Origin of the sequence: Corynebacterium sp. HMSC068H04 (genome assembly GCF_001811255.1) — a bacterium.
Taxonomy (GTDB): Bacteria; Actinomycetota; Actinomycetes; order Mycobacteriales; family Mycobacteriaceae; genus Corynebacterium; species Corynebacterium hesseae.
Genome location: NZ_KV804026.1, coordinates 57,096 through 82,591 on the forward strand (window position 1 = coordinate 57,096; position 25,496 = coordinate 82,591).

General features: G+C 62.2%; 26 protein-coding genes and 1 riboswitch. Of the genes, 9 read left to right on the forward strand and 17 right to left on the reverse strand.

The genetic code is table 11. The features are described 5' to 3' along the window. The first annotated feature begins 48 nt into the window (after nucleotides 1-48). The 3 genes from HMPREF2792_RS12175 to HMPREF2792_RS12185 are packed head-to-tail and all read left to right on the forward strand — an operon-like array spanning nucleotide 49 to nucleotide 3,622. A complete protein-coding gene (locus HMPREF2792_RS12175) occupies nucleotides 49-1,659 on the forward strand; it encodes a permuted SH3 domain-containing protein (protein WP_070521055.1) in 1,611 nt (536 codons plus the stop codon). Then, the gene (locus tag HMPREF2792_RS12180) at nucleotides 1,656-2,330 is read left to right on the forward strand and encodes an ABC transporter ATP-binding protein (RefSeq protein WP_070521058.1); all 675 of its coding nucleotides are present in this window, start codon (nucleotides 1,656-1,658) and stop codon (nucleotides 2,328-2,330) included. The genes HMPREF2792_RS12175 and HMPREF2792_RS12180 overlap by 4 nt, the downstream gene beginning before the upstream one ends. Beyond that, complete coding sequence (locus tag HMPREF2792_RS12185) at nucleotides 2,327-3,622, forward strand: ABC transporter permease (RefSeq protein WP_070521059.1); 1,296 nt, start codon at nucleotides 2,327-2,329, stop codon at nucleotides 3,620-3,622. The genes HMPREF2792_RS12180 and HMPREF2792_RS12185 overlap by 4 nt, the downstream gene beginning before the upstream one ends. Before the next feature lie 163 nt (nucleotides 3,623-3,785). Here the strand turns inward: HMPREF2792_RS12185 and HMPREF2792_RS12190 are convergent, their stop codons facing one another. After that, complete coding sequence (locus tag HMPREF2792_RS12190; protein ID WP_070521062.1) at nucleotides 3,786-4,100, reverse strand: DMT family transporter; 315 nt, start codon at nucleotides 4,098-4,100, stop codon at nucleotides 3,786-3,788. Nucleotides 4,101-4,111: 11 nt separating this feature from the next. Then, nucleotides 4,112-4,182: riboswitch (guanidine-III (ykkC-III) riboswitch) on the reverse strand. Nucleotides 4,183-4,207: 25 nt separating this feature from the next. On the opposite strand from HMPREF2792_RS12190, the gene HMPREF2792_RS12195 reads away from it, so the two are divergent. Continuing rightward, on the forward strand, nucleotides 4,208-5,047 hold the full coding sequence (locus HMPREF2792_RS12195; RefSeq protein WP_070533936.1) for an NAD(P)-dependent oxidoreductase: 840 nt from the start codon (nucleotides 4,208-4,210) through the stop codon (nucleotides 5,045-5,047). Nucleotides 5,048-5,056: 9 nt separating this feature from the next. Here the strand turns inward: HMPREF2792_RS12195 and HMPREF2792_RS12200 are convergent, their stop codons facing one another. Further along, nucleotides 5,057-5,680 carry a Fic/DOC family protein gene (locus HMPREF2792_RS12200; protein WP_070533937.1) on the reverse strand — a complete coding sequence of 208 codons (624 nt, stop codon included), beginning with the start codon at nucleotides 5,678-5,680 and terminating at the stop codon, nucleotides 5,057-5,059. Nucleotides 5,681-6,063: 383 nt separating this feature from the next. Between HMPREF2792_RS12200 and HMPREF2792_RS12205 the strand changes: the two genes are divergently transcribed. From HMPREF2792_RS12205 to HMPREF2792_RS12215, 3 genes are all read left to right on the forward strand, one after another. Then, the gene (locus HMPREF2792_RS12205; RefSeq protein WP_070533938.1) at nucleotides 6,064-6,642 is read left to right on the forward strand and encodes an ABC transporter ATP-binding protein; all 579 of its coding nucleotides are present in this window, start codon (nucleotides 6,064-6,066) and stop codon (nucleotides 6,640-6,642) included. Beyond that, nucleotides 6,642-7,658 carry an ABC transporter permease gene (locus HMPREF2792_RS12210; protein WP_070533939.1) on the forward strand — a complete coding sequence of 339 codons (1,017 nt, stop codon included), beginning with the start codon at nucleotides 6,642-6,644 and terminating at the stop codon, nucleotides 7,656-7,658. The genes HMPREF2792_RS12205 and HMPREF2792_RS12210 overlap by 1 nt, the downstream gene beginning before the upstream one ends. A gap of 84 nt (nucleotides 7,659-7,742) precedes the next feature. After that, entirely contained in the window at nucleotides 7,743-9,362 is a 1,620-nt protein-coding gene (locus HMPREF2792_RS12215; protein WP_070533941.1) for an ATP-binding cassette domain-containing protein, read from the forward strand. Nucleotides 9,363-9,501: 139 nt separating this feature from the next. Here HMPREF2792_RS12215 and HMPREF2792_RS12220 read toward each other — a convergent pair whose 3' ends face one another. The 9 genes from HMPREF2792_RS12220 to HMPREF2792_RS12260 all read right to left on the reverse strand — a co-directional run bounded on the left by HMPREF2792_RS12220 (nucleotide 9,502) and on the right by HMPREF2792_RS12260 (nucleotide 18,703). After that, the gene (locus tag HMPREF2792_RS12220; protein WP_070533944.1) at nucleotides 9,502-10,884 is read right to left on the reverse strand and encodes a protoporphyrinogen oxidase; all 1,383 of its coding nucleotides are present in this window, start codon (nucleotides 10,882-10,884) and stop codon (nucleotides 9,502-9,504) included. Continuing rightward, nucleotides 10,885-11,925 carry a uroporphyrinogen decarboxylase gene (gene hemE, locus HMPREF2792_RS12225; RefSeq protein WP_070533947.1) on the reverse strand — a complete coding sequence of 347 codons (1,041 nt, stop codon included), beginning with the start codon at nucleotides 11,923-11,925 and terminating at the stop codon, nucleotides 10,885-10,887. A gap of 38 nt (nucleotides 11,926-11,963) precedes the next feature. Next, nucleotides 11,964-12,461 carry a tellurium resistance protein TerC gene (locus HMPREF2792_RS12230; protein WP_070533949.1) on the reverse strand — a complete coding sequence of 166 codons (498 nt, stop codon included), beginning with the start codon at nucleotides 12,459-12,461 and terminating at the stop codon, nucleotides 11,964-11,966. After that, the gene (locus HMPREF2792_RS12235; protein ID WP_070533955.1) at nucleotides 12,458-13,156 is read right to left on the reverse strand and encodes a hypothetical protein; all 699 of its coding nucleotides are present in this window, start codon (nucleotides 13,154-13,156) and stop codon (nucleotides 12,458-12,460) included. Before HMPREF2792_RS12235 ends, HMPREF2792_RS12230 begins: the two co-directional genes overlap by 4 nt. A gap of 10 nt (nucleotides 13,157-13,166) precedes the next feature. Further along, nucleotides 13,167-14,144: a porphobilinogen synthase gene (hemB, locus tag HMPREF2792_RS12240; RefSeq protein ID WP_070521091.1), complete on the reverse strand. Its 978-nt coding sequence runs from the start codon at nucleotides 14,142-14,144 to the stop codon at nucleotides 13,167-13,169. Nucleotides 14,145-14,206: 62 nt separating this feature from the next. Then, the gene (locus tag HMPREF2792_RS12245) at nucleotides 14,207-15,913 is read right to left on the reverse strand and encodes a bifunctional uroporphyrinogen-III C-methyltransferase/uroporphyrinogen-III synthase (protein WP_070533956.1); all 1,707 of its coding nucleotides are present in this window, start codon (nucleotides 15,911-15,913) and stop codon (nucleotides 14,207-14,209) included. Nucleotides 15,914-16,091: 178 nt separating this feature from the next. Continuing rightward, entirely contained in the window at nucleotides 16,092-16,982 is an 891-nt protein-coding gene (gene hemC, locus HMPREF2792_RS12250) for a hydroxymethylbilane synthase (protein ID WP_070533958.1), read from the reverse strand. Further along, nucleotides 16,983-18,359 (reverse strand): glutamyl-tRNA reductase, encoded by a 1,377-nt coding sequence (locus HMPREF2792_RS12255; protein WP_070533960.1) that lies wholly within the window; start codon nucleotides 18,357-18,359, stop codon nucleotides 16,983-16,985. Between the two features lie 104 nt (nucleotides 18,360-18,463). Continuing rightward, a complete protein-coding gene (locus tag HMPREF2792_RS12260; RefSeq protein WP_070533963.1) occupies nucleotides 18,464-18,703 on the reverse strand; it encodes a glutaredoxin family protein in 240 nt (79 codons plus the stop codon). 66 nt (nucleotides 18,704-18,769) lie between these two features. Between HMPREF2792_RS12260 and HMPREF2792_RS12265 the strand changes: the two genes are divergently transcribed. After that, complete coding sequence (locus tag HMPREF2792_RS12265; protein ID WP_227485605.1) at nucleotides 18,770-19,825, forward strand: HAD-IB family hydrolase; 1,056 nt, start codon at nucleotides 18,770-18,772, stop codon at nucleotides 19,823-19,825. Here the strand turns inward: HMPREF2792_RS12265 and HMPREF2792_RS12270 are convergent. Beyond that, a complete protein-coding gene (locus HMPREF2792_RS12270; RefSeq protein ID WP_070521105.1) occupies nucleotides 19,822-20,400 on the reverse strand; it encodes an LURP-one-related/scramblase family protein in 579 nt (192 codons plus the stop codon). The two genes, HMPREF2792_RS12265 and HMPREF2792_RS12270, sit on opposite strands and share 4 nt — an antisense overlap. A gap of 195 nt (nucleotides 20,401-20,595) precedes the next feature. Between HMPREF2792_RS12270 and HMPREF2792_RS12275 the strand changes: the two genes are divergently transcribed. Beyond that, a complete protein-coding gene (locus HMPREF2792_RS12275) occupies nucleotides 20,596-21,831 on the forward strand; it encodes an HNH endonuclease signature motif containing protein (protein ID WP_083306441.1) in 1,236 nt (411 codons plus the stop codon). A gap of 138 nt (nucleotides 21,832-21,969) precedes the next feature. On the opposite strand, the gene HMPREF2792_RS12810 is transcribed toward HMPREF2792_RS12275, so the two are convergent. From HMPREF2792_RS12810 to HMPREF2792_RS12295, 5 genes are all read right to left on the reverse strand, one after another. After that, nucleotides 21,970-22,071 (reverse strand): 30S ribosomal protein bS22, encoded by a 102-nt coding sequence (locus tag HMPREF2792_RS12810; RefSeq protein WP_003855542.1) that lies wholly within the window; start codon nucleotides 22,069-22,071, stop codon nucleotides 21,970-21,972. Between the two features lie 244 nt (nucleotides 22,072-22,315). After that, nucleotides 22,316-22,504, reverse strand: a complete 189-nt coding sequence (locus HMPREF2792_RS12280; protein ID WP_010189818.1) for a helix-turn-helix domain-containing protein — start codon at nucleotides 22,502-22,504, stop codon at nucleotides 22,316-22,318. Between the two features lie 200 nt (nucleotides 22,505-22,704). Beyond that, complete coding sequence (proC, locus tag HMPREF2792_RS12285) at nucleotides 22,705-23,496, reverse strand: pyrroline-5-carboxylate reductase (protein WP_070521108.1); 792 nt, start codon at nucleotides 23,494-23,496, stop codon at nucleotides 22,705-22,707. Between the two features lie 202 nt (nucleotides 23,497-23,698). After that, complete coding sequence (locus tag HMPREF2792_RS12290; RefSeq protein WP_070521111.1) at nucleotides 23,699-24,547, reverse strand: hypothetical protein; 849 nt, start codon at nucleotides 24,545-24,547, stop codon at nucleotides 23,699-23,701. A 9-nt stretch (nucleotides 24,548-24,556) separates the two neighbouring features. Continuing rightward, nucleotides 24,557-25,486: a Ppx/GppA family phosphatase gene (locus HMPREF2792_RS12295; protein WP_083306442.1), complete on the reverse strand. Its 930-nt coding sequence runs from the start codon at nucleotides 25,484-25,486 to the stop codon at nucleotides 24,557-24,559. Between the last annotated feature and the right edge of the window lie 10 nt (nucleotides 25,487-25,496).

Below are 25,496 nucleotides of genomic sequence, written 5' to 3' on the forward strand. Positions count from 1 at the left end.
GCTGAACCCGATTTTCAATGACGGCGTTTACCTGACAGTAAGGGACTCATGAACAAGAAAGCTCTCGGCATCACCGCCGGCGCTATCGCTGCGGTTCTCCTCGCAGGCGGTGGTGGAATGTACGCACTAACCAGCGGCTCCTCCGACATTCAGCTCACCGCTAGCGATGTCACGACAACCGCCAAGGAAGACCTCATCAGTTCCGTCTCCGCCACCGGCACCGTCTCCGCCGAGCGCGAGATTTCTCTGACGAGCTCACTGACCGGACCCATCCAGTCCCTAGACGCGAAGGTGGGTGACCGCGTCGAGGCCCAGCAGCTGCTCGGCCGCATGGACACCACCGAAACCGAGCGCGAGCTCGAAGCCCAGCGCACCTCCCAAGAGGCAGGCAAGCTCGAGGCCGTCCACCAGATCGAGGACGCCCAGCTTCAGCTGCGCCAGCTTCAGGATTCCCTCGACCAGGGCCTCAACCCGGAGGTCAATAGCGCCCAGTCCGCCGTGAATTCGGCGCAGACCGAGTACGCCGAGGCGCAGCGCAAGCTCGACGATGCCCTCGCTACCAAGGGCGACCGCCCCGAGGTTGCCGAAGCCCGCGCGGCCGTCGAGCAGGCGCGCTCCGGGGTGCGCGATGCCGAGTCCAAGTCCTTCCAGTCCGCGCTGGCCTCCATCGGCACCGCCACCGAGGACCCTTCCGGCATCAACACCGCCAGCGCTTTCTTAAGCTACCTGGACTCCGATGAAGCTGTGCAAGACTCCGAGCGCCAATTGAAGGAATCCGAGGAATCCTATGGCCGCCTCCTCCGTGGCATCGACCGCGAGCTCGGCGAACAGCAGCGCGCCACCGCCGCTTCCTACCAGGCCGTCTCCGATGCCGAGCGTGCACTGCAGGCCAGCAACCTGGCCATCGAACACCAAATCGCCTCCCAGTCCCAAGCGGTGAACCATGCGGTGGAGACGGCGGCGTCGGCAAGCGCCAGCAACGCCAAGGAGAATGGGCCTCTGGAGTACACGCTCTCCCAGGCCGACCTGCGCTCCCCTCTGGCTGGCGTTGTCACCTCCGTCAGTGGTGAAGCCGGCATGCCCGCCGAAGGCCCCATCCTCACCGTGGCGGATGATTCCTCACTGTTGGTGAAGTCCACGGTCAAGGAGGGTGACATCGCCCGCATCAAGGTCGGCGATGAAGTCACGTTCACCTCGCCGTCGAGCCCCGGCAAAGAGTACAAAGGCAAGGTCACCTTCATCTCCCCTACGGCCGAACAACCTGAGGTAGAAGCCGGTGCAGGTGGCGGCTCCGGAAAACCATCTGGTTCCACCAAGCCTGAGTTCCCCGTGCACATCCGCGTCGATGGCAACCGCGAGGGCCTGCGCCTTGGTTCCACCACCAAGGTGAAGATCATTACGGAGAAGGACAAGAACGCCATCACCGTGCCGCTCTCCGCCATCTATGAAGAAGACGGCAAGAAGAACGTCCTGGTCGTCGACAACGGCACTATCCAGGCGCGCGAGGTGAAGATCGCCAGCGAATCTGATTTCTCCGCCGCCATCGCCTCCGGCCTCAAGGAAGGCGAGACCGTCATCAGCCAGGCGGATACGCACAAGGACATGGTCGGCATGTCCGCCTCCGTCGATGGATCCGATGCTGCGGAAGAGAACGCATGAGCCGCCTCATTGAGATGCGGGGAATCGTCAAACGCTTCAACGAGGGCCTCGACAGCGAGCTGACTGTCATCCCCGGCCTCGACTTCAGCGTGGAGGAGGGCGAGTTCGTGGCCGTCGTGGGCCAGTCCGGCTCCGGCAAGTCCACGCTCATGAACATCATCGGCTTGCTCGACCGCCCCACCTCCGGCGAGTACCAGCTGGCTGGGGTGGATGCGCTGGCGCTTGGCGACGACAAACTGGCCTCCTTCCGCGGCCAAAAAATCGGTTTCATCTTCCAGAATTTCAACCTGATCGGCCGCATGTCCGCGCTGAAGAACGTGGAGATGCCCATGGTCTATGCGGGCGTTTCGGCTCACGAGCGCACCCAGCGCGCGCAAGAGCTTTTGGAGATGGTCGGTATGTCCGACCGCATGAACCACCTGCCCAATGAGCTCTCCGGTGGTCAGAAGCAGCGCGTGGCGGTGGCCCGCGCCTTGGCCAACCAGCCGGAGATTCTCCTAGCGGACGAGCCCACCGGCGCGCTGGATTCGCAGACCGGCCGCATGGTCATGGACCTCTTCCACGAACTGCACCGCACGCATGGAAAGACCATTTTGTTCATTACCCACAACCCGGAATTGGCTGATGAATGCAGCCGCACCGTCACGATGAAGGACGGGGTGTTGTCATGAATTTTGCTGAATCCACCAAGATGGCGCTGACCAGCCTGCGCACCAACAAGATGCGCTCGGCGTTGACTCTGTTGGGCGTCATCATCGGCATCGCCGCGGTCATCGCCATCGTCACGCTCGGCCACTCCTTGCAGTCTTCCGTGCAAAAGGATTTGGATAAGGTGGGTGCTAATAACTTCACCGTTCAGGTCAAGGAGCGCCCTGAGGAGGGCGAAGAGGAAGAAGCCGATGATCCCTTCATGGGCGGCGGCTTCGTCGAAGACGAGTCCTCCATGCTCACCCCGGACATGTTGGACCGCGCCAAGGAGGTCTTGGGAGATCAGATCGCCGGCATCAATATCGGCGAGTACAGCTCTTATTCCGGCGCCCTCGTGGTCGAGGGCGAATCCGGGGAGGAGACTGCCAACCTCCTGGTCCGCCCGACCAACCCGGACTATGTCTCCGGCTCCTCCTATTCCATCGTGGCCGGACGCTTCCTCAGCGAGGATGATATCGATTCCAGCCGGGCAGTGACCATGCTGGATAAGGAAACCGCCACCAAGCTTTTCGGCGCTCCTGAAGACGCCATTGGCCAATACGTGAGCTTTGAAAGCCAGGAGGCCTCTCCCCTTGAGCTCGCCGTTGTCGGCGTTTTTGAGGAACCGCAAACCGGGCCTTTGGTGGGCGGTGGCCCCAGCCAAACCGCCTTCGTTCCCTACCCGCTCGAGGCCGAGTTCTCCGATTCCCCGGGTGCTGGCACCGCCTTCAGCGAGGTCACCGTTCGCGGCAACCCGGACTTGGATAAGGCCGCGGTAGCCAGCAACCTGCAGCGCGTCTTCGATAGCTACTACAAAGACAACCCCGACTACATGGTCAAGGTATCTGACTTCAGCGATGACCTCGCGTCCTTGAACCAGATCTTCACCACGATGAGCCTGGTACTCGCGGCCATCGGCGGCATCTCGCTGCTCGTCGGTGGCATCGGCGTGATGAACATTATGCTCATCACCGTCACGGAGCGCACCCGTGAGATTGGCATCCGCAAAGCGCTTGGCGCACGCCGCCGTGATATCCGCATCCAGTTCATCACGGAGGCCATCGTGGTCTGCCTCATCGGCGGTCTCATCGGCATCGCCATCGGCACCGCAGCCGGCATGGCGGGTGCGGCCGCCATCGGCTCACTCGTAGCGCCGCCGCTGTGGGCGGTCATCCTCTCGCTGCTCTTCTCGCTGGCTATTGGCCTCTTCTTCGGCTACTACCCTGCCGGAAAGGCCGCGAAGCTGGACCCGATTGAGGCGCTGCGCTACGAATAGCAAAGCGTTCAGCCGAACCGGAACAAAAAGATAGCCCCAGCGATGCTGGGGCCAGAGCCTATTTGCCTTGCGGCTTGATATCCAGAAGCCTACTACGCAAGTACATAGGCATCCACTCACCGAACTATCGATTCTCCTTCGTCGTTTCAAACGACGACGCCTCCTAATGCACCACCTTCAGGCCCACGATCCCACCAATGATCATGGCCAGGAACAGCACCTTCCACACGGTTGCCGCCTCGTGCCCGGCGACGAAGGAGTAAATGACGGTGACCACCGCGCCCACACCGGCCCACACCGCGTAGGCCGTGCCCACGGGGATAGACTTCATGGCCCAGCCCAACCCGCCCATCGAAATGGCGCAGGCCACGAAAAAGATCACCGAGGGCCACAGGCGGCTAAAGCCCTCCGACTTATCCAGCGCCGCTGCCCACACAGCCTCAAAGGCGCCGGAGAAAATCAACACAAACCACGACATGGCCAGCCCTTTCTGGCCGTCTTGTCGCGTCACCGGGTACGGCTCCCTCGTCCGGGGCTCGCATAAATCGCGGCGAGCCTGCCCACAATAATGGCACACTGGGCGGCATGAAGATTGCATTCCTAGGTACTGGCCGCATGGGCACTGAGCTCGCCCGACACCTCCTCAAGAACCATGAGCTCACCGTTTGGAACCGCACCGCCGAGCGCGCGCAGCCGCTGGTCGAGTCCGGCGCTACCCTCGCCGATTCGCCCACCGCCGCCGTAGAGGGCGCAGAGGTCATCATTACCTCGCTCTTTGGCCCCGATGACATCCGTGAGCGAGTCATTGACGCCAACCTCATCCCGGAGGGCGTGACCTGGATCGATACCACGACCGTCTCCCCCGATGCCGCCCGCGAATTCGCTGCCGCGGTCGACTCTTATGTCCACGCGCCCGTCGTCGGCTCGCTAGGCCCAGCACGCGAAGGCAAGCTCGGCGTTTACGTGGGCACGCCTGACGACGACCGCCGCGAGCTCGCCATGACCATCGCCGAGCCGTGGGCCGATGAGAACAAGCTCATCGGCGTGGAGTCCGCCGCCACCGCGGCGATTGGCAAGCTCCTGGCCAACCTAGCACTTGCCGTTACCGCGGAGGGCGTGCTGGAAGCACTCCACCTCGGCGAGTCCGAGGGCCTCGATTCCGAGGTCATCCTCGAGATGCTCGACATCACCGGCCTGGCCTTCATGAAGAACATGAAGGGCCCGTTCATCACCGGCGAGCGCAACACCACTCCGGGTGACTTCACCGTGGATGCCCTGTGCAAGGACGCCAAGCTCATGGAGATGACCGCCAACAAGCCGCTGCCTGCAGTGGCCGCCGCCATCGAGCGCTTTGAGGAACAGCAGGCCATGGGCCACGGCGACCAGGACTTCTCCTCCATCTTCGTCTTCCGCAACAAGGGCTAGCCTCGAGAGCTAGGCACTGCGCTTTCCGACGAGCCCGCGCAGCACCTCCTCCAGCTGCGCGTTATCCCCCGTGTCCTGGCTGTGAAAGCGCGCGGCAATAAACTCCGCGCGTACGCGGCTATCACTCGCTAGCCGCTCCACATTAAGTTGGTATCCTGCCGCCGTAACCAGCGCATCAAAGAACACCGTCTGCGTACGGGTATTGCCTTCCCTAAAACTATGCACCACATTGAGCTCGCCCCACAGCTCCGCCAGCTTGGTCACAAACTCATCAATCTCTAGGCCACGCAGAAAATCATCCTTCGCCAGCCCCGCAAACAGCTTCTCTGCTGCCTTCGTCATTTCCGGCCCCGCCGGATAGTAGGCATGCCCAGCCTTAATCATGAACTGGTCTGTAGGGGCAGTCCGCTCTTCACCCGCCCAGTCATACACATCCTGAAAAAGATGTCGATGTATAGCCTTGAAGTGCGCGTAGTCAAAAGCACCTTCCACAGGTGCCGACTCCAACTCGGTTATCCGAAGAAATACAAGCTTTTCTTCCAAGATCCGTAGTTCTTCTGCGTCATCTAACCCCAAGCGATTCTTCAGAACCTTGGTCCCTGGAATGAAATAGCTCTCCCAGCCCCCGCTCATGTTTCTCCCCCGCGCTCTATTTCAGCGAAGCTCGCCGAACACGAGCGATAGCTTCGTCGGCAGATAATGTCCCTGCAGCCACCTCGCGGCCCAGCTGGCGCACGTACTCATCAGTCACATCGTGGCCTGCTAGACGCAACGCAGCATCGCTCAACGCTAACGGATCACGGTCGCTACTACTGCTTTCAATTTGAACAGGCTCCGACATTGCTATCCTCCCGAGTTTTCAACTACATTTTCTCTCATTTTAGCAGCTCATGACACCAATCCCAAGGGTGTTTCCCACCTCGAAAAGAACGTTCGGGGCGTGCATTTTGCTAAACTTCATAAATAAGTTTTAACTATTGTCTAGCCGCCCAATGTAAGGAGCACGCCGCCCAGCAATGCTTTCCATCGACGCCGATTATGGGCATTCCACGCCCCTTGGACATCTTGAGAAGGACTTCGCCCCAGGCCGCATCTATGGCCTCGCTGGGCCCAACGGTTCAGGTAAATCCACGTTGCTAGCCACGCTCGGCGGTGAGCTTGCGCCTCTCGAAGGCTCAGTGGAGTGCGACGGCCATCCCGTCGGCACGAAGGAGCAACCGGGTGCTGTACTTACGGTGGCTGAGCCGGTTTTCCTCCCCGACCTCACCGTGGGCGAGCACCTGGACTTGATAGGAAAGGCGACAGGGGTGGACGTCGCCAAGCTCTGCGAACTCTGGGCGCTTGAGCCTCTCCTCCCTCACCCCGCCTCGCGCCTGTCCTCAGGCCAGCGCCAGCGCGTGTTCCTGGCCGCACAGCTGTACCAGCCGGCGCGCGCAGTGCTTATCGACGAGCCCGAGCGCCACCTCGACGCCACCTGGACTGAGTTCCTCGCAAGCGAATTGCGCTACCTAGCCGACGAGGAGAATCGCTGCATCGTCGTGGCCACGCATTCCGACACGATCACCCAGGCCTGCGACGAGGTGGTGCAGCTGTGATGCGCACGCTATCCCGGCTAGGTGATGGCATTTGGTATCTCATCCTCGCCGGTATCGTCATCGGCTTCGGCTACACAGGATGGCAAGAAGTCAGCGCCGTCGTGCCTATCATCCCGGCGCGCATCACGCTGACTGGTGTCGCTCCTATTGCCGGCATCGTGGGACTGCTCGCTCTCATCGTGTTCGCCGAGACTCTTTATCCCCTACGGGCGCTCTCCCGGGAACGTTGGGTGTACGTTGATCGCCCACGCGGCAAACTCCGCGGTACCGACTGGATCACATGGACGCAGCTGATCGGGTTCGGGGTCTTAGGTCTCGGCATCTGCGTGTCCACCGGGCTATCCCCGTGGTTCGCGCTGACAGTCCCGGCCCTGCGTTTCGTCGTGGGGTGGCGCTCGTTCACGCTGGCTTCGCTTCTCAGCGCTGGGCATACGCGCCTGGTCGGTGGATCCGGCCTTGGTCTGCTTGATTCGGAGGTCACCTCTGATGCCATTGCGAGCCAGTCCGCCTGGATTCCTCGTCGCACCCATGCGCCCTCCACGTTGACGGGTCTCTTCTTCCGTCGTCTGGGACGACGGTGGTACATCGGCGTCGGTGCGCTCGCAGCCCTCGGCTTGACGTTGGGGTTCGCCCCACAGCTCGGGGCGCTGGCTATCGTCGGATTCATGTCCGCGTGGAGCATCGTCGGCGCGGCGGTTGGGCGCGCTGCCTCCTTCGGCCGCGTCAGCGACGATGCATGGCCCGACTGGGGCCTTCCCCTTATCGCTTCAGTGGGCACGGCGCTCCTTGGTGCTGGTGTCCTCCTCTTGGTGTGGAAGCTCTCCGCCATCGCAGTGGTGCTCATCATCGCCGGTCTTAGCTGGGCGTCGTTTAAGCGTTCCCGCCCGGCACAGGTAGACAGCATGTCCATGCTGGACAGCGGCGGCTTCGGTGTCTCCTTCTCCCCCGAGGTGCTGCACTACATTGCCCGCGGCGCCCTCGGTCTTGGTGTGGCGGCCCTTGCGCTGGGGTATTAGCCGGGCTAGTCTTTCGGGCATGAAGATTTTTTCCTAATTCGACGTCACACTTTTTACGCGACTTACTCGAAGGTGGATTTCTTCATGCCTATTTCTTTTTCTCATCTCACCGTCACCTGGCCCGACGGCACCCCCTGTTTCACGGAGCTCACCGGCACGTTTTCCTCGCACTTCACGGGCTTGGTCGGTGCGAATGGTTCCGGAAAATCAACGCTAGCCAAGGTACTTGCAGGCCTCATTGCCCCGACTTCGGGAACGGTATCCGCGGGCTCAGTCCTCTATGTCGACCAGGATTTAGGCCTCCATACGTCTAGCACCATCGCCGATGTCTTTGGCGCGACCGAAGTCCTCAACGCCATTGCCCGCATTGAGGCTGGCGAATACTCGGAAGAGCTCGCCGCCACTGTTGGTGAGCAGTGGGACTTAGCAGAACGTATTGAAGCAGCTCTCGACGCTGCGGGTATCCCCTTCCCCTTAGAGCGCACTATCGGAACACTGTCGGGTGGTGAAGCGGTGACCGTGGCACTGACCGCCGCATTCTTCCGCAAGCCGGATTTCCTCATCCTCGACGAGCCCACCAACAACCTGGACTCCTCATCACGCCAGCGCCTGCTCGAGCTCATTCGCACCGCGCCGATGCCGGTTCTCGTCGTCTCACACGACCGCGAGCTCCTCGCGCACGCGGATAGCATTGCGGAGCTCTACCACGGAACACTTCGCGAGTTCGAGGGAAACTACTCCTCCTACCGCGCAGCGATTGATGCCGAGCAGGATTCCGCGCAGGCCAAGGTCCGAGAGACCAAGGCCGAACACCGCAAACAAATCCGCGAGCGCGCCGCCATGCAGACCCGCATTGCGCGCGATGCCCGCCGCGGCAAGAACTTCGCCGCCTCGAAGCGCAAACCCGGCATGGCCATGGGCTTGGACAAGAACCGTTCTGAGCGCTCGGCCGCTGGGCGTTCTCAACAGGCCAACGATGCAGTGGCTGCCGCCCTGTCGGCTCATGACAAGGCACAGCGCGCGCTTCGCGACGACACCCATGTCCACATCGACCTCCCCGGCACTGAGCTGCCCGTGGGCACCCGCGTGCTGGTCAGCGATCTGCTCAGCATTACTGGCCCTGAGCGTGTTCGCCTCGCCGGGCCCAACGGCAGCGGCAAGACCACCTTCCTCAACCGCATCGCCCGCGGCGACGTCGAGTACGCGCTGCCCTGCGGATACATCCGCCAACGCATCGTCCTGCCTGAGGAGAAGTCGGTGCTCGACATCGTGCGGGAGGCCAACCCCAACGCGGACCCGCAGTTCCTGCGCGACCAGCTGGCCCAAATGCTCTTTATCAACGACAAGATCCACCAGCCAGTGGGCCAGCTTTCTGGTGGCGAGCGCTTCCGCGTCGAAATCGCCCGCGTCTTGCTCAGCGATCCGGCACCGCGCTTTCTACTTCTCGACGAACCGACAAACAACCTCGATATCCCCACCACCGATTGGCTGATTGAGGTGCTCACGAGCTACCGCGGGGCATTCATCCTGGTCAGCCACGACGAGCACGTGTGCGAGCAGCTCAACCTCACAACGACCGTTTCCATGGATGACTACAACTCGCTCCGTGAAACGGAATACCTTCTGCGTTCCCCTCGCAATGCAGAGCGACTACGTAACTCCATCGACCAGCTGAAGGCATCTGACAAAAGGCATCAGTCATAAGGCGTTTTCACGGCCCAAAACGCCTTTTGCGCATTGCAGATGGCGTTTTTACACCCAAAGATACCTTTTATCAGACGCCTTTTGCGGGACGCCCCTTGTGAGGCGCCCTTTGTGAGGCGCCACAAGGAGGGACAGCGAGCTAGCTGACGAGCGCCTGCGCGGCAGCGCGGGCGCCGGCGATGACGGCGGGCACGCCGACTCCATCGGCCCAAGCGCCGGCGGTGGCGATACCGGGGACGTCGGCAAGCGCGGCGCGCACTGCAGCGACGGTGGCCAGGTGCTTTTCGTCATAGCGGGGGATGCCGCCGAACCAGCGCTGCGTGTAGATCTCCTCCACGCCGGCGGCGCGGCCGTCGAAGCCGGTGATCTTCTGCAGGTCATCAAGGGCATAGTCCACCAGGTCATCCTCCTCCGCGCGCACGAGGGCGTCATCGCCGAAGCGGCCGAAGGAGGCGCGCACGAGGAAGCCTTCGCGCTCGTTCAGGTGCGGCCACTTATTGGATGAGAGCGTGAAAGCCTTGGCGCGCACGCCGGGCTCGTCAGAGGCGACGAGAATGCCGGTGGCCTCCGGAAGGGAGTTGCCCTCCGGGTCCGTGGCGGAGGCGAAGTTGAAGCCGACGACTACAGAGGAGGCCAGCTGGACAGAAGACAACTCCTGGGCGGCCTCCGGAGCCACGGCCTTGAGCAGGCGCGCGGTCGTCGGAGCCGGGGTGGCAAAGAGCACGCGGTCGAAGGGGCCGATATCCCCCGGCGCGCCCTTGACCTCAAAGGCATCACCCTTACGCGTCACGCCCGAGACGAAGGTGTCCAGGTGGATCTGCGCGCCGGACTTCTCAGCCAGGGCTTCGTAGAGCTCGGCGTAGCCACCCTTGAAGGTGCCGAAGACGGAGCCTTCGGCCGGGCTGCGGCCGGACTCGATCTGTTTGATTGCCGCCGACAGGGTTACCGGGCCCTCTTTCGCCAGCGAGTCCAGCGTGGCCGCTAGGTGCGGAACCGTGGCGCGGAGGCCCAGGTCATCGGCCGTACAGGAGTACACACCGCCGAGGAGCGCGGAGACCACGTGGTCCACCACGTCATCGCCGTATTGCTGGCGCACGAGCTTGCCCACGGAGACATCCCCGCCGACTTCCCACTCAAAGGGCTGCTCGTTGGTGATGCGCTCATTGGTGGCAGCGGAGAAGAAGTCCTGCGGCGCGGAAAGAATACCCATGACACCGCCCTGTGGCAAGAAGTGCAGCTCGCCGCCGGTATACACGCGGGGGCGCAGCTGACTGTTGGGTTCCACGAAGGAATCCTCCAAGCCCAGCTCCGTGAAGAAGTCCACGGCATCTTGGCGGCGGCGGATGAAGGCCTCCGCGCCCATGTCCGTGGGGCCGCCGTTGAAAGCCACGGTGTGCAGCTTGCCGCCGATGCGATCGGCCGCCTCGAAAACATAAACCTCATGGGAGCCCTCAGTGTTGTGCTTGAGTTCCCACGCGGCGGTGAGTCCCGCCAGTCCAGCACCAATGATCGCGATTTTCATTTATCCCTCCTCGTGGATGATGGCGACGGCGCGGGTGATGGCGTCGGCGTCGGTAGTCGGCAGAACCCCGTGGCCGAGGTTCCAGATGTGTCCCTTCACGTCGCCACGCTCCCTTGCGCGGGCGACCTCTGCCTTGATGGTGTGCACGCCCTGGCGCACCGCCTCCTCGCCGGCAAAGAGCAAGGCTGGATCAAGGTTGCCCTGCAGGATGTCTGCATCGACGCGTGCCGCGGCGGCATCCATGCTCACGCGGTAGTCCACGCCCATGACCTCCGAACCGGCCTCCGACATCGCGCCGAGCAACTCGCCGGTTCCCACGCCGAAGTGAATGCGCGGCACGCGGCCCTCCGCGGCTTTAAGGATCTGCGTTGAATAGGGCAGAACAAACTCGCGGTAGTCGCGCTCGTTGAGGTAGCCCGCCCAGGAATCAAAGAGCTGCATCGCATCGATGCCCGCTTCCAGCTGAAGCTGGAGGAAAGAGATGATCGTCGGGGTCAGGCGCTCCATGAGCTGGTGCCAGGTGTCCGGCTCGGAATGCATCAAGGCCTTGGTGCGCTCATGATTCTTCGAGGGGCCACCCTCAATGAGGTAGCTGGCCAAAGTGAAAGGCGCACCGACAAAACCGATGAGTGCCTGCTTGTCGGTGAGCTCGTTCAGAATGATCTCGATGCCCTGGCGCACCTCGGGCACGTCGACGTCGAGGATAGGCAGGTTCGCCACGTCCTCCTTGCTGCGCACGGGCGCATCCATGACTGGGCCGCGTCCGGGGACGATTTCCACGCCGACGCCCGCGGCCTTGAGCGGGACGACGATATCGCTGAACAAGATGGCCGCGTCGACGTCGTGGCGGCGCACTGGCTGCAGGGTAATCTCCGCCAGCAGCTCCGGCATGAAGCAGGAATCCAGCATGCTGATTCCCTCACGGACCTTGCGGTACTCCGGCAAAGAACGCCCCGCCTGGCGCATGAACCAGACGGGCGGACGGGACGGGGTGCGGCCGGAAGCGGCCTCAATAAGCGGCGCGGCAGACAGACGAGACATACCGTCCATTATGAATCAAAAGTTGGAGTGGGCGCCAATCAGGAATTCTGCGCCCGACGGGCCTTAATGAACGCCGTCGAGTCTGGATGAAAGAGGAAGAAGATTCCCACCATGAGCGCCATCGGAATGAGCAACAAGAGCAGCCCGCCCACGCCGGCAATCAGCGCCGCAATGCTGACGAACATGGCATAGGCGGAAACCCCGGTAATGATGCGGCGCGCCCACACCGAACCGTTTGCTAACTGCGCGGAGCACGCCGCAATGATGACAGCGCTCACCACATGCGAAATGGCAGCAAAGCGCGTATTGAAACGGATATAGCCCACCTGCTCTGGGCTGAGTTCGGGGTTCGTCACCGAGCCATAGGAGCCAAAGAGCCCCACCATTCCGGCGGTCAACATCACAACGGCGGCAACCACAAAGACCCAATAGGAGATGCGCAGCTGGGAAGACCAAGTTGAAAAATCCTGCTCGCCCTGCTTCTTAGGGCGGCGCGGACGGCGATTATAGTCCGCGGGGCCGGGGCGGTCATTCATCGCTTGCCGTCCTTGTCTCTTTCTTTCTCCTTGTCCTTGTTTTTCTTCTCGCGCTCCTCCAGGTTTTCCTGGCGGCGCTGCTCTTCCATCTCCTTGCGCATCTGGCGCATCTGTTCCATCTCGCCGGTGTACTCAAGAACTTCTTCCTTGGAGGAGAAGATCAAGCCCATGACGGCGGCCACGCCGACGAGGATCTGCACGCCGCCATCAAGAACGAACAGCCAGTCCGGAACGCTCGCCCCGGCGGGGCTGCTCATGAAGACGATGAGCACGCGGAAGGCGAAGTAGAGGGAGAAGGCGAACCACAGGCGCCGGCCGGTGCCGGCCGCCGAGGAGTTCTTGTGGATCAAGCCCAGCATGATGCCCAGCAGGACGACGATGGCGAGCGATATCAGCGAGCTGAACGCCACCGAGCCATAGCCCACGAGTTGCACGAGGGCATCGCTGACGTCCTGCCCAGACTTTTCCGCTGCGGACTCCGCGGTGGTGCGGGCCTGGGCAAAGAGCTCGTCCCGGTTCAGAAGGGTCAGCACGATGCTCAGGACTAGGTGCACCACCTCAAACAGCAAGGCAACGGCCCACACCTTGAGCATGAGGGAAACGGCTTCGGTGCGAGTGGCCTTCTCCTTATCCGGCTCCTTGTCCTGCTTCGCCGGCTTCTGCGCCGACGAAGCCGTGTTCGGGCTGAACGTCACGATTCTCCTTTTACTTGAGCAAGCGGGCGGCGTCCGTGGCGAAGTACGTCAGGATCTGGTCCGCGCCCGCGCGCTTGAACGCGGTCAAGGACTCCAGCATAACGGCCTCACCATCGATCCACCCGTTCTGGGCGGCTGCCTGAATCATCGCATACTCGCCGGACACCTGGTACACGGCTACCGGCACGGAGGAGCGCTCCACGGCACCGGCCAACACGTCGAGGTACGGGAGGCCTGGCTTAACCATGACGATGTCCGCACCTTCCTCGATGTCCAGGTCCACCTCCAGCATGGACTCGCGGAAGTTGCGCGGATCCTGCTGGTAGGTGCGGCGGTCGCCCTCCAGGGAGGAACCGACGGCATCGCGGAAGGGGCCGAAGAAGGCGGAGGCGTACTTGGCGGAATAGGCCATGATGGCAACGTCCTCGTGGCCGGCCTCGTCGAGGGCCTCACGGATGGCGGCAATCTGGCCGTCCATCATGCCGGAGGGGCTGACCATGTGCGCACCGGCGCGGGCCTGGGAGCGGGCCATGTCCTGGTAGAGCTCGACGGTTTCATCGTTGAGCACGCGGCCCTTGTCATCGATCACACCGCAGTGACCGTGCGAGGTGAACTCATCGAGGCAGGTATCCGCCATCACGATGAGGTCATCGCCGAACTCTTTGCGCAGCTCGGCAATCGCGACGTTGAGAATGCCCTGCGGGTCCCAAGCCACGGAGCCGGTTGCATCCTTGTCTTCCTCACGCGGCACACCGAAAAGGTCAACGCAGGTCACGCCGGCGTCAAGTGCCTCGTGGGCGGCGCGCTTGAGGGAATCCAAGCTGTGCTGCGCCACGCCCGGCATGGAGGGGATCTCGCGGGCTTCATCCAGACCATCGACGACGAACATCGGGAGGATGAGGTCAGAGGGGCGCAGCGACGTTTCCGCAACCAAGTCCCTAAAAGCCGGGTTCTGACGCAGGCGGCGGGGGCGGCGAGCAATGCTCATGAGTAAAAACTCTCCTTTGAGCTACGAGAAAATCAAAAGTACTTTCTCGACTCTAGTCGCCCCTAATCTGCCTTCCCAGCTGTGGTCGACGCCGACTTCTTGCGCGAGCGGCGCTTCTTGCGCGGAGCAGGCAGGTTGCCGGCGGCGCGGAGGGCGGCGACGTGGTCAGCGAGGGCGTCGACAAGCGTCGGCACATCCGCAACCTCCGGGACCACGTCCACGCGCAGCCCCACCTCCTCGGCCGCCGCCTTGGTGGAGGGGCCGATGCACGCGATGATGGTCCGGGCATGGGGCTTGCCGGCGATGCCGACGAGGTTGCGCACCGTCGACGGCGAGGTAAAGGCCACCGCATCGAAGCCACCGGACTTGATCATGTCGCGGATCTCCGCCGCCGGCGGGGCCGCGCGCACGGGGCGGTAGGCCACCACGTCATCGACTTCCCAGCCCAAGTCCAACAGGCCGTTCACCAGAGTCTCGCCGGCGATATCGGCGCGCGGCAGCAACACGCGGCCCACGGCGTCGATGTCCTCAACGTAGTTGGGGAAGACCTCCACGAGGCCCTCGGCATTCTGCTTCCTCGCCGGCGGCAGAAGCTCCGGGACCATGCCCTTGGCGCGAATCGCATCGGCGGTCTTCTGCCCCACCGCCGCCAGGTGCACACCGGCGAAGTCGCGGGCATCGAGGCCGAGTTCCGCAATCTTCTTCCACACCGCGCTCACCGCATTGACGGAGGTGAACACGACCCACTTGTAGCGGCCTTCGACGATGCCCTTGATGGCGCGATCCATCTGCGCCGGGTTGCGCGGCGGTTCCACGGAGATAGTGGGCACCGACTGCGGAATGGCACCGTGGCCAGCCAGGCGGGCGCTCATCGCCGCGGCCTGCTCCTTCGTGCGCGGCACGAGCACGCGCCAGCCATAGAGCGAACGGTTCTCCCACCAGGAGTACTTCGAGCGATCATCAAAGCTGCGGCCCAGCGTGACGACGAGCTCGCCCGGCAGCTCAGCGTCGAGCTTGCCCAGCGTGCCCAGAGTGGTCTCGTGGGTGCGCTGCAGACGGGTGGTTCCGTGGACGGTGACGTAGGCTTCCGTCTCCGCGGGCATCCCGCGCTCCACCAGCTCGGCGGAAATCACCGGCAGGTCATCTGCCGTGGCCTGCAAAACCAGCGGCTGCGTCGCAGAGGCCAGCGCGTCCCAATCCGCACCTTCGGTGATGTCGGCCTCGGTATAGGTCGCACCGAGAGCAATACCTGCAAAAGACGGAACCGTCGAAGGCAGGGACATGCCCGGGACCACCTGGAATTCCATGCCCGCATTGGCCACGGCGGTGATTTCCGCCTTGATGGACTCGCGGTTGAGCGGGTTTCCGGTGACCAGGCGGATCACGTCGTGGCCCTCTGCGCGCTCGAGTGCTGCACGCAGTTGCTTGACGACGTCCCCCTCGACCTCCTCAAACACCGCCGCCGTCGGCGGGGCTGGGCGTGGCGGCTTGCGGCGCGCGCCCGCTTCCTTTGCGGCGGCGCAGATACGCTCGTACTCTTCCTCGGCGGCGTCGAGAAGCTCCTGCGGAACCGGCACTTGCTGCGCCACCATGTCGCGCACGCCTTGTGAAACGGCGGCGTCGGTCACAACGTTGGCGGTCGTCTCCAGAACCTCGCGGGCGCGAACGGTCAGCAGGTCGGGGTTACCTGGGCCGGCACCGACGAAGACGACTTTGCCCAGATCAGACTTACCCAGCTCAGGCTGGGTATCCGGCACGGCATTGCTCATAAGGTTCTTTTCTAGTTTGTGGATTCCGAGTGCCCCGGCGCCACGCGTGGCGGGCGCGGGAAATGGAGACAAGAAAGCCCCTCACTCGCGAGTTAAGGGGGCCTAAATCATTGCTCTCAATGATTGTGTGCTAGATACACACTAAAGGAAAAGGCCCCAAAGCAAAAATTACGTGCGATTACTCCGCTGCCAGGAGGTCTGCAGCTCCCTGCGCGAAGAGCTCCTTGGAGACCGCGCGCCCCAATTCTTCTGCCTCGCTGGCCTCGCCCTGGGCCTGAGCGATGAGCTGACGAGAACCATCGAGGGCGAAGACTCCGCCGCGCACGACCAGTTGCTCGCCTTCCCAGTGAGAGACCGCGGCAACCGGCGCGGTGCAGCCGGCTTCTAGCCGGGAGAGCACGGTGCGCTCGGCGCGGGTGGCGGCGGTGGCGGGGGCGTCGGCAAGCAGGGCAATGGCCTGTGCAGCCTCCGTTCCCTTCACTGCCTCGATGGCCAGCGCGCCCTGTGCCGGGGCGGGCATGAAAACCTCCGGGTCGAAGACCTCGGTGGCGCGATCGGCATAGCCCGCGCGCACGAGGCCGGCGTAGGCCAGGAGGACGGCGTCGAGCTCGCCACCGGTGACCTTGCCCATGCGGGTATCGATATTGCCTCGAAGTGGGCGAATGTCAAGGTCCGGGCGCAGCGCCCGCAACTGGCTGATGCGGCGCGGCGCGGAGGTACCTACGCGTGCGCCCTCCGGCAGCTCCTTGAGGGTCAGGCCATCGCGGGCGATAAGCGCTTCGCGGATGTCCTGGCGCTGCGGAACCACAAGGTCGAAGCGTTCGTCGGCAGCCGTGGGCAGATCCTTGAAGGAGTGCACCGCGATCTCGCACTCGCCGCGGGCAACGGCCTCACGCAGGGCCTGCGTAAATACGCCCACGCCGATGCGCTCCACGGGCGCCATGTTGACATCCCCCTGCGTGGTGACGATGTGCAGCTCTGCCTCATAGCCTGCCTGCTGCAGCCACTCCTGCACGTGCCCCGACTGCGTGGTGGCCAGGAGGGATCCTCGGGTGCCGATCGTCAACATCTATGCGTCCTTTTCTTCCTTAGTGCTTTCCGCGGCTTCCATCTGCGCGGCATCCGGCAGCTCCGCCACGTCAATGGCCACACCGCTGCCCTCCAGCTGGAGCCCAAAGAGTTCCTGCAGCGCGGTCTCGTGGCTCACCGTTCCGGAGTTGGCTGCGAGCTTCTTCGCACGAACCGTGGGCTCATGGAGCAGCTTATCTGCAACGCGCTTGAGAGCACGGTTGATGTCTCCCATCTGGCGCTCATCCAACTCTGGGTGCTTCTGCTCCAGCCGCGCTACCTCGCACTGAACCAGGTTCGCAGCCCGCTTGCGCAGCGCCGATACCGCCGGGACGACGTCGCGGACGCGCTGCTCGAAAGCATAGGCTTCCAGCTCTTCATTGACGATGCGCCGCGCCTGCGCGTGGGGGCTGGTGCCGGCGGCAAGGTCAGTATCGGCCGCCTGCAAAGAATTACTCAGCCTCTCGATGTTAACGAGGTCGACCCCCTCGACATCTGCTACCGCATCATCGATATCGCGCGGCAAGGAGAGATCCACGAGCATGAGCTCGCGGTCGGCCACGTGGTAACGCTCGACGTCGGCCGCTGAAATGGTGAAATCCTGGGCGCCCGTGGCAGAAATCGCCATGTCCACATCGTGCAAAGCCTGGGCGCGGTGCGCGAACTCAACGACGTCCGCATAGACGCCCGCTTCATGGGCATGTTCCGCCACGCGCTGGGCGCGAGCCAGGGTGCGGTTCGCAATAACCAGGTGTGCTCCCAAGCGCCCCGCGTGGGTTGCCGCTAGCGAGGCCATTGCACCCGCCCCCAAGATCAGCACGCGCTTGCCGTCGAGATCCTCCGTGCCCATGCGGCTCAGGGCCTGATCGAAAGCGAAAGAGACCATGGAGGATCCCGCCTCATCGATCTCGGTTTCGGAATGCACCCGCTTGCCGGTGCGCAGCGCGGACTGGGCCAGCGCGTGGATACGCGGCCCGACGGTTCCCTGCTCGACAGCGAACTGATAGGCGGTACGGACTTGGCCGATGATTTGCTGCTCACCTACCACCATCGAGTCCAAGCCCGAGGCCACCATCATGAGGTGCTCAGCGGCGGCGTCGGCATAGCGAACATAAAGGTAGGAGCGCAGTTCCTCCTCCCCCACGCCGGAAACTTCAGCGAGGTTGCGCACGACATCCTGCACGCCTGTGTGGAAGGAATTGGTAACGGTGTAGACCTCCAGGCGGTTGCACGTGGAGATAATCATCGCCTCGCTCAGCGAACCCGCCGACACCATGGCCCGGCACGTATGGTTCTGCACGGTCTCGTCCATGCTCAGCTTTTCCAGCAGCGCCACCGGCGCCGACTGATGCGACATGCCCACGACGAGCACACTCATGCACTACCCTCCAGTTGTTTATCATCCCTTTGGATGACATAGATCATCCAAAAGACTACTAGCCTTCTGCTTGTTTCCGAAACTCGCGGGAACGCCAAAGAAAACTACTGCGCCAGCGCCTGCGCGAGCTCCTCATTGTCCACTTCCCAACAGGAGAATTCCTCCCCATCAATCACTACAACGGGGACGCGATCACCATATTCCATGGCCAGCTCCGCATCCTCATCCACCGTGCGCACGTTAAGCTCCGCACCAGCCTGCTGAACCACCGGAGTAATCTGCTCGAGCACTCGCGCGCAGGAGCCACACGTAGTACGCACCATCAGTTCGACGACGTGGGACATAGAAACTCCTCGATAGGACGTAGAACGGTTTGCGGTTTACTATGGACACGTTAGTCTGCCCGCCCTATGAAAGCTGAACGCGTGCCCCTCCCCCTGCCTCCCGGTATGCCCGATTCTCCCCGCGAGTTCCTTGCCAACTGGACCGCAAGCAGGGGAAACCTACGTAACTTCTTGGAGCAACAGGCCTTTGCCCCGCTGGGTGAAGAGCACCAGCGGGCGGCAGGTGAGGCGTCGGCAGCTGCGGCGGTGGAACATCTCTTTGGCATTGACCTGGATGCGTTTTCCTCTGGCGTGGATTCCGTCCGGGGCTCCTTCGAATCGGCGGGTTCGCGCTCCATCACTGAGCCCGACCCGGACATCCCCCAGGACGTTGGCGCCGCCGCCTTCTTCGACGTGGATAACACGTTGATCCAAGGCTCCTCGCTCGTAGCCTTCGCGCTGGGGCTTGCGCGCCGCCGCTACTTCAAGCTTTCTGAGATCCTTCCCATCGCATGGAAGCAGCTCAAATTCCGCGTCTCCGGTTCGGAGAATGCCGCGGACGTAGCCGCCGGGCGCGTGCAGGCGCTCGAGTTCGTCAAGGGCCGCTCGGTGGATGAGATGGTGGCCCTGTGCGAGAGCATCGTGGACCAATCCATGGCACGCAAGGCCTACCCGGGCACAAAACAGCTGGCGCAGATGCACCTCGATGCCGGCCAGCAGGTATGGCTGGTTACCGCAACCCCCGTGCAGCTAGCGCAGATTCTGGCGCAGCGTTTCGGTTTCACGGGCGCGCTCGGCACCGTGGCGGAAGTAAAAGATGGCCGCTTCACCGGCCGCCTCGTGGGCGATATCCTCCACGGCTCGGGCAAGAAGCACGCCGTGGCAGCACTGGCTACCTTGGAGAACCTCGACCTTGAGCGCTGCACCGCCTACTCCGACAGCTCCAACGACGTCCCGATGCTCTCCATGGTGGGAACCCCCGTGGCCATTAACCCGGATTCCAAGCTGCGCGATATCGCGGAGGAAAAAGGCTGGCTCATCCGCGACTACCGCTCCGTGCGCAAGGCCGTGCGCACCTATGGCCTCCCGGCGCTGGCCACCGCGCTCTTTTCCTATGGAAGCTGGCGCATGGTGCGCCGCTAGCTACTGTTCTGCTGCTTGGTGCGCAGCATATCCATGCACATGACCGCACCGATGAGCCCCGCATGCTGCTGCGGGTCGAGCCCCGGCGCGATGCTGAGTTTGTAGGTATTCTTCCCGGCTAGGAACCGTCCCACGCCTGACCATTCGTTGCGGACCTCCGCCAGCGGCTGACCCTGGCTGGTAATCGTGATATTCCAATCCCAGACATCGCCTTCAATTTCAATCTCTGGGAAGCCTTCCATCTCCAAGGTCAGGCGCGTCTTTAGCAGGGAGAACTTCTTGGTCACCACTGCCATGGGCTTCTCGACGCCCGGCAAATACACCTCATATGTATCCCGCACGAAGTTCGGCGGATCCTTGATCACCATGAGCGGTTGCTGCGGATTGCCCTGCTCATCCGTGAAGGCAACCTCGAGGCTGCGGGAGGCATTGAAGAACATGTCCTTCATGCTCGACGACTGCACGATGGTGCCCACGGGCACGCCTTGTTCATCGGCGATCAGGAACTGATCCTGCATGAAGGACTTTGTCTGTGAGATAACCAGGTTGTCAAGGGTCAAGAGTCTAGGCAACATAGTTCGCCATCATACGTACGCAGCGGACGCCTGTGGGGCCGGAAGACAATACTCCCCACTGATGCAAAGAGGGCGCTTGTATGTCTCAAATACCTCGAGGAAATACCTACATTCCCCAGGTCATAGTAGATGTCCGGGGCGTGTTTTATAGTGCGCGTAGAACATACAAGCGACACCATAAACCTGGGGGACACCGTGAACACCGCCACTCAAACCGCCTACTTTTCCCATATGAACCCTGACTGCGCCCTCGCCGTGGAGCGCAGCGCCGCCCGCCGCGCGGACTATCGCTCTTGGGTAGCTGCCATGCCAGAGCTCGATGAGGATTTTGATGTTGCGTGCCAGAGGCTCGTCGCCAAGCTTGGCGTCGGTGACTACACCGTGAGTGAATGCTGCCTGGCCGTGCACCGCCTCACGGAGCTACCGCAGGTCAAGGCCCTGCAGGACAGTCAGTTTCTGTTGGACATGAAGGCACTCATCACCATCGACCGCACCCTGACGAAGCTCGGCAAGCTACCTCCGGAAACGCTCGCGCTTATCGACGATGCCCTGGTCGATTACTTCACCCCCACCTCCCCGAATCAGGTCTTCCCTACACCGGCGCAGATTGGGCGCAAGGTGCGCGATATTTGCAAGAGCATCAATAAAGCTTTTACCTTCCGCGATTCGCCGAAGAAGGACTCTTATACTTTTACCGATACTGGCAAGCGCGGCATCCTTGAGCTCAATACGGACAGTGCCACGGGGATGATTCTGGATGGCTACATCAAACAGGCAGCGAAGGAGAACGGGCTCTCGCAGGCTGATGCCCTAAAGAAGCTCATCGCCGGCAGCATCTCTCCGCCCGCGACCATCATTCTGCACACCTACCAAGCCAGTGATATCGACAACGCTCCCACCTTCATCCAAGGGTACGGATGGACATCGCAGGACATGCCCGCCACACGCACGCGCGACCTGTCCTCCCAGCCGCCGGAATCAGCCAGCTACATAGCTTCAGAGCTCATCCGCAAATATGTGGAAGGCCGCGATGGCACCTGCCGCGCACCGGGCTGCAACCGGCCCGCCTACCTATGCCAGATGGACCACCGCATCAACTATGCCGACGGCGGCGCCACGCACCCGCGCAACCTGGCCAGCCTGTGCCAACACCATCACAATATGAAGACTGATGGGCGCGCGCACTACATCATGGACCCACACACCGGGGATATGGTGTGGCTCTACGAGGATGGGACGTGGGCAACGACGGAGCCGACCGGCCCGCTGGCAAAGAAAGCGAAGCGTTGGGCACAGACGGTAGCCCAGAAAATCACGGCCACCCGCGAGCGCGCCCAAGAGGAAGCTGTCCAGCAGGAAGCTAAGGAAGCGCAGGCCGCTGCCAAGGAACCCCACACTCCAAGCGCACCGCAGGAAGACATTCCGTTCTAAGCGGCTCCGTCGTCTAAAACGACGTCGTGTGAAACGACGGAGAGGTCGTCTGAAATGACGGATAGAAAGGAGAATAGATAGCAGAAACTCCCCGCCACGATCCTAAAAAGGACCATGCGGGGAGTTGCAGGCGAAGCTTTACTTGCCCAGCTTACGACGCTGAACGCGGGTGCGGCGCAGCATCTTGCGGTGCTTCTTCTTGGACATGCGCTTGCGGCGCTTCTTGATGACAGAACCCATAGCAGGTTTCCTCACTTTCGGTATCAGTACGTACGTAACCCGGCCGGCAACGCCTGGAACAAAACCACCCACGGTGCACTCGAGGCGGTCCCCGCGAAACAGGGAGACGCAGGCATGCCAGTGCCGAAACGAATGTTCACTATCTTACCTAGCGGCCTGCCCAGCACCAAAACTAAGGGCAGCGCCCACCGCCGTGGACCGCGAGGGGTCCGCAGTGGTGGGCGCTGCCAGAAAGAGGTGAACGCTAGGCTCCGTATACGGAAGCCTCAAGGTATTCCTTGACGGCGGATTCGTGAACGCGGAACGAGCGTCCCACGCGCACGGCCGGCATGTCACCTGCATGAACCAACCTGTAGACCGTCATCTTGGAGACACGCATGATCTCCGCAACTTCGGCGATGGTCAGGAAAGTTCCCTTATCTTCATTCGTCATAGTTTATTTAACCCTTCAGCACGTGACGCGCTGTAGGCTTCCCCTCCCACAGGACTATCACGCACGCGCTCCTGCCAGCTTAGCGTGAAACCTGTGACTAATGCGACCCAAGAGCTAATTTTTTCCTCTTTCGCACCGCTGCTGCCCTTCAAGCCCGTGTGGCAACACGTGCCACAGGGCTCCCAGGGCGACGGGAAGTTTTAGGCAAGTTCCTGCGCACGCTGGGTGCAGGCTTCAGCGGCTCGGAAGAACGCACCCCGCAGGCCAGACTCCTCGAGCTCGCGAAGAGCGGCGGCAGTGGTTCCCCCCGGGGAGGTCACCCCTGCGCGCAAAGCAACCGGATCCTTGCCGGATTCAGCCAGCATCGTTCCGGCGCCTTGTGCGGTGCGGGTGGCTAGCTTCTCGGCAACATCGCGGGTGAGGCCGAGCTGCACGCCGGCGTCGATCAGCGCCTCCGTGACTAGGAAGTAGTAGGCGGGCGCGGAGCCGGCTAGAGCGGTAGCAGCATCGATGTGCTTCTCCTCAATGACAGCAACCTCGCCGACAGCCTCCAGGAGCTTGACCACGCCGTCGAGATGCTCCTCCGTCACGTGGGTGCCGCCCGCGCAGGTGCACATACCCTTGCCCACCAACATGGGGGTGTTCGGCATGACGCGGACGACCGGCACGCCCTCCCCAGCGGCCTTCTCCAGGGTCTCGAGAGTTAAGCCGGCTGCCATGGACACAACCACGGCCGTCTGTGGGATGTCGAGGCCCTCAAGAAGCTCCACGATGGCATAAGGCTTCACGCAGGCGAAGATGTAGTCGGCGCCGTCGATAGCCGCGGGGTTAACGCTCGTGACGCTGACGCCGTACGCGCTCTTCAGCTCCTCGCCGCGCTCAGTGCGGCGGTTGGTCACCACGATGTCCGCGGCATCATAGCCCGCATGCACCAGCCCAGAAACGAGGGCTTCGCCGATTTGTCCTCCACCAAGTACTGCAATTTTTGTCATGCTTTCCAGGGTGCCAGAAAGGCCAGGACGCGGCCACCAATCAACAGGGCTGCTCGCACGCTATCCTCACACATGCAAAAGGCATCTGCCAGAAGGCGTTTTCTGCCCTGAAGATGCCATTTACAGCAGGATAGATGGCGTTTTCAGGGGCAAAGATACCTTCTGGCAGATGCCTTTGAGAAGATGCCTTTTGGGCTGGTGCTTACATCACCACGAGCAGCGGGCCAAAGGTCAGCACGAGACCGGCCACGGCTGCGAGGAACATGGACAAACCGTCGCGGCTCGTGCGGAGTGCGTGGACGATTCCGACGATGACGCCGGTGACAACAACACCGAGTACCACGACGACCAAGCGGTCAAAGCGGTCCCAGAGAATCTCAAAGCCCTTGAACACGATGGCGCCGAGCACGATGCCCACGAGGGCGAGCAGGACGACGGCGAAGGGGTTGAGCTTGCCCTCGTCCTCCTCGTCATAGTCCTCGTCGTACTCTTCAACATCATGGTCGACTGCCTCGAGTTCACCCGTGGTAAAGGTGTCATCCTCGGCCTTGTCATCGACTTTGTCGTTGGCCTTTGGCTCAACCTTTTCCTCGGTCTTCAGCTCAGCCTTTGACTCGACCTTTGACTGGGCCTTGTCTTCAGCCTTCTTGGGCTCGTCCTTGACCTTCTGGATTACGCGCGTGTCCTCGTCAGAGGGCTGGGAAGGCTTGGACTCAGATTCGGTTGGCTTCTCCGCAGGGGCGGCGGAGTGAGACTTATCAGCGTCCTTCTGCGGGGCCTCCTGCTGAGGTGTCTCTTGCTGAGGCTTCTCCTTCTTCTCCTTCTTCGGCGCAGGAATAACCGGGGCCGGCTCATCGATGGAGACACTCGAGTGCTTAGCCTCCGCCGGAGTTGCCTTGACCTTTTCGAGATTGCCGGTCAGCTCCGCAACCGAGATGCCGCCTTCGTCAAGGCTCCGGCGATGGCGGCGCGAGCTCTTCTCCTCGCCAGATCGGTCCTTCGCGTTACGGGCCAGCAGCTCCGCAACTGTCAACTGTTTCTTGTCAGCCACGTTTCTTTCCTATTCCAGTCCCTTATCGGTACGGCGCAAAATGACACCTTCTCGGAGAGCCCAGGGGCAGATCTCCAACTTTTCGATTCCCAGGGCACGCATGCTCGCCTCCGCCACTAAAGCGCCGGCGACGATCTGATGCGATCGGGTAGAACTTACACCCTCAAGGTCCGCCCTGTCAGCTGCAGTCATACGGGAAATGAAGGAAATCAGCTGACGCAGGCCCGGTGCAGTGAGCGTGCGTTTCACATAGGGGCCCGCCGAAGACGGTGCAGCACCGGTCAATCGAGCCAGCGTGCGGAAGGTTTTCGAGGTACCCACGGCCAACCCGGCAGGGCCCAGCGCGCGCATTTTATCGGCGACGCCGGCCAGTTCCGCATCGATGTAATCCCGCAGCAGGTTCACCTTGGATTTTTCTGGCGGGTCGGTATCGAACCAGTTGTGAGTCAGACGGCCCGCTCCCAAATCGAGGGAGAAAGCCATTTCCGGATGCTCGTCGGTACCGGTGGACAGCTCCAGCGAGCCACCACCGATGTCGAGGTTGGTAATGCGGCCAGCGGACCAGCCATACCAACGGCGAGCGGCCAGGAAGGTCAACCGAGCTTCCTCCTCGCCCGACAAGATCTCGAGGCGGACGCCGGTTTGTTTCTCAACTTCGTCGAGAACCTTGGCCGAATTAGTGGCCGAGCGCACGGCAGAAGTAGCAAAGGCAATGAACTCGTCACAGCCCAGCTTGTTGCCCAACTCAGCGGCTTCACCCACGGCGGAGATGAGCTTCTTCATGCCCTTCTCATGGATGTTGCCGTCTTTGTCTAGCTGTTCCACCAGACGCAGCGGGGTTTTCCAATCGCTCATCGGCGAAGGCCGCCCACCGGTTGCGGCATCGACCGCAACGAGGTGGACGGTATTACTTCCGACGTCTAATACACCTAATCGCACGCCTCTACAG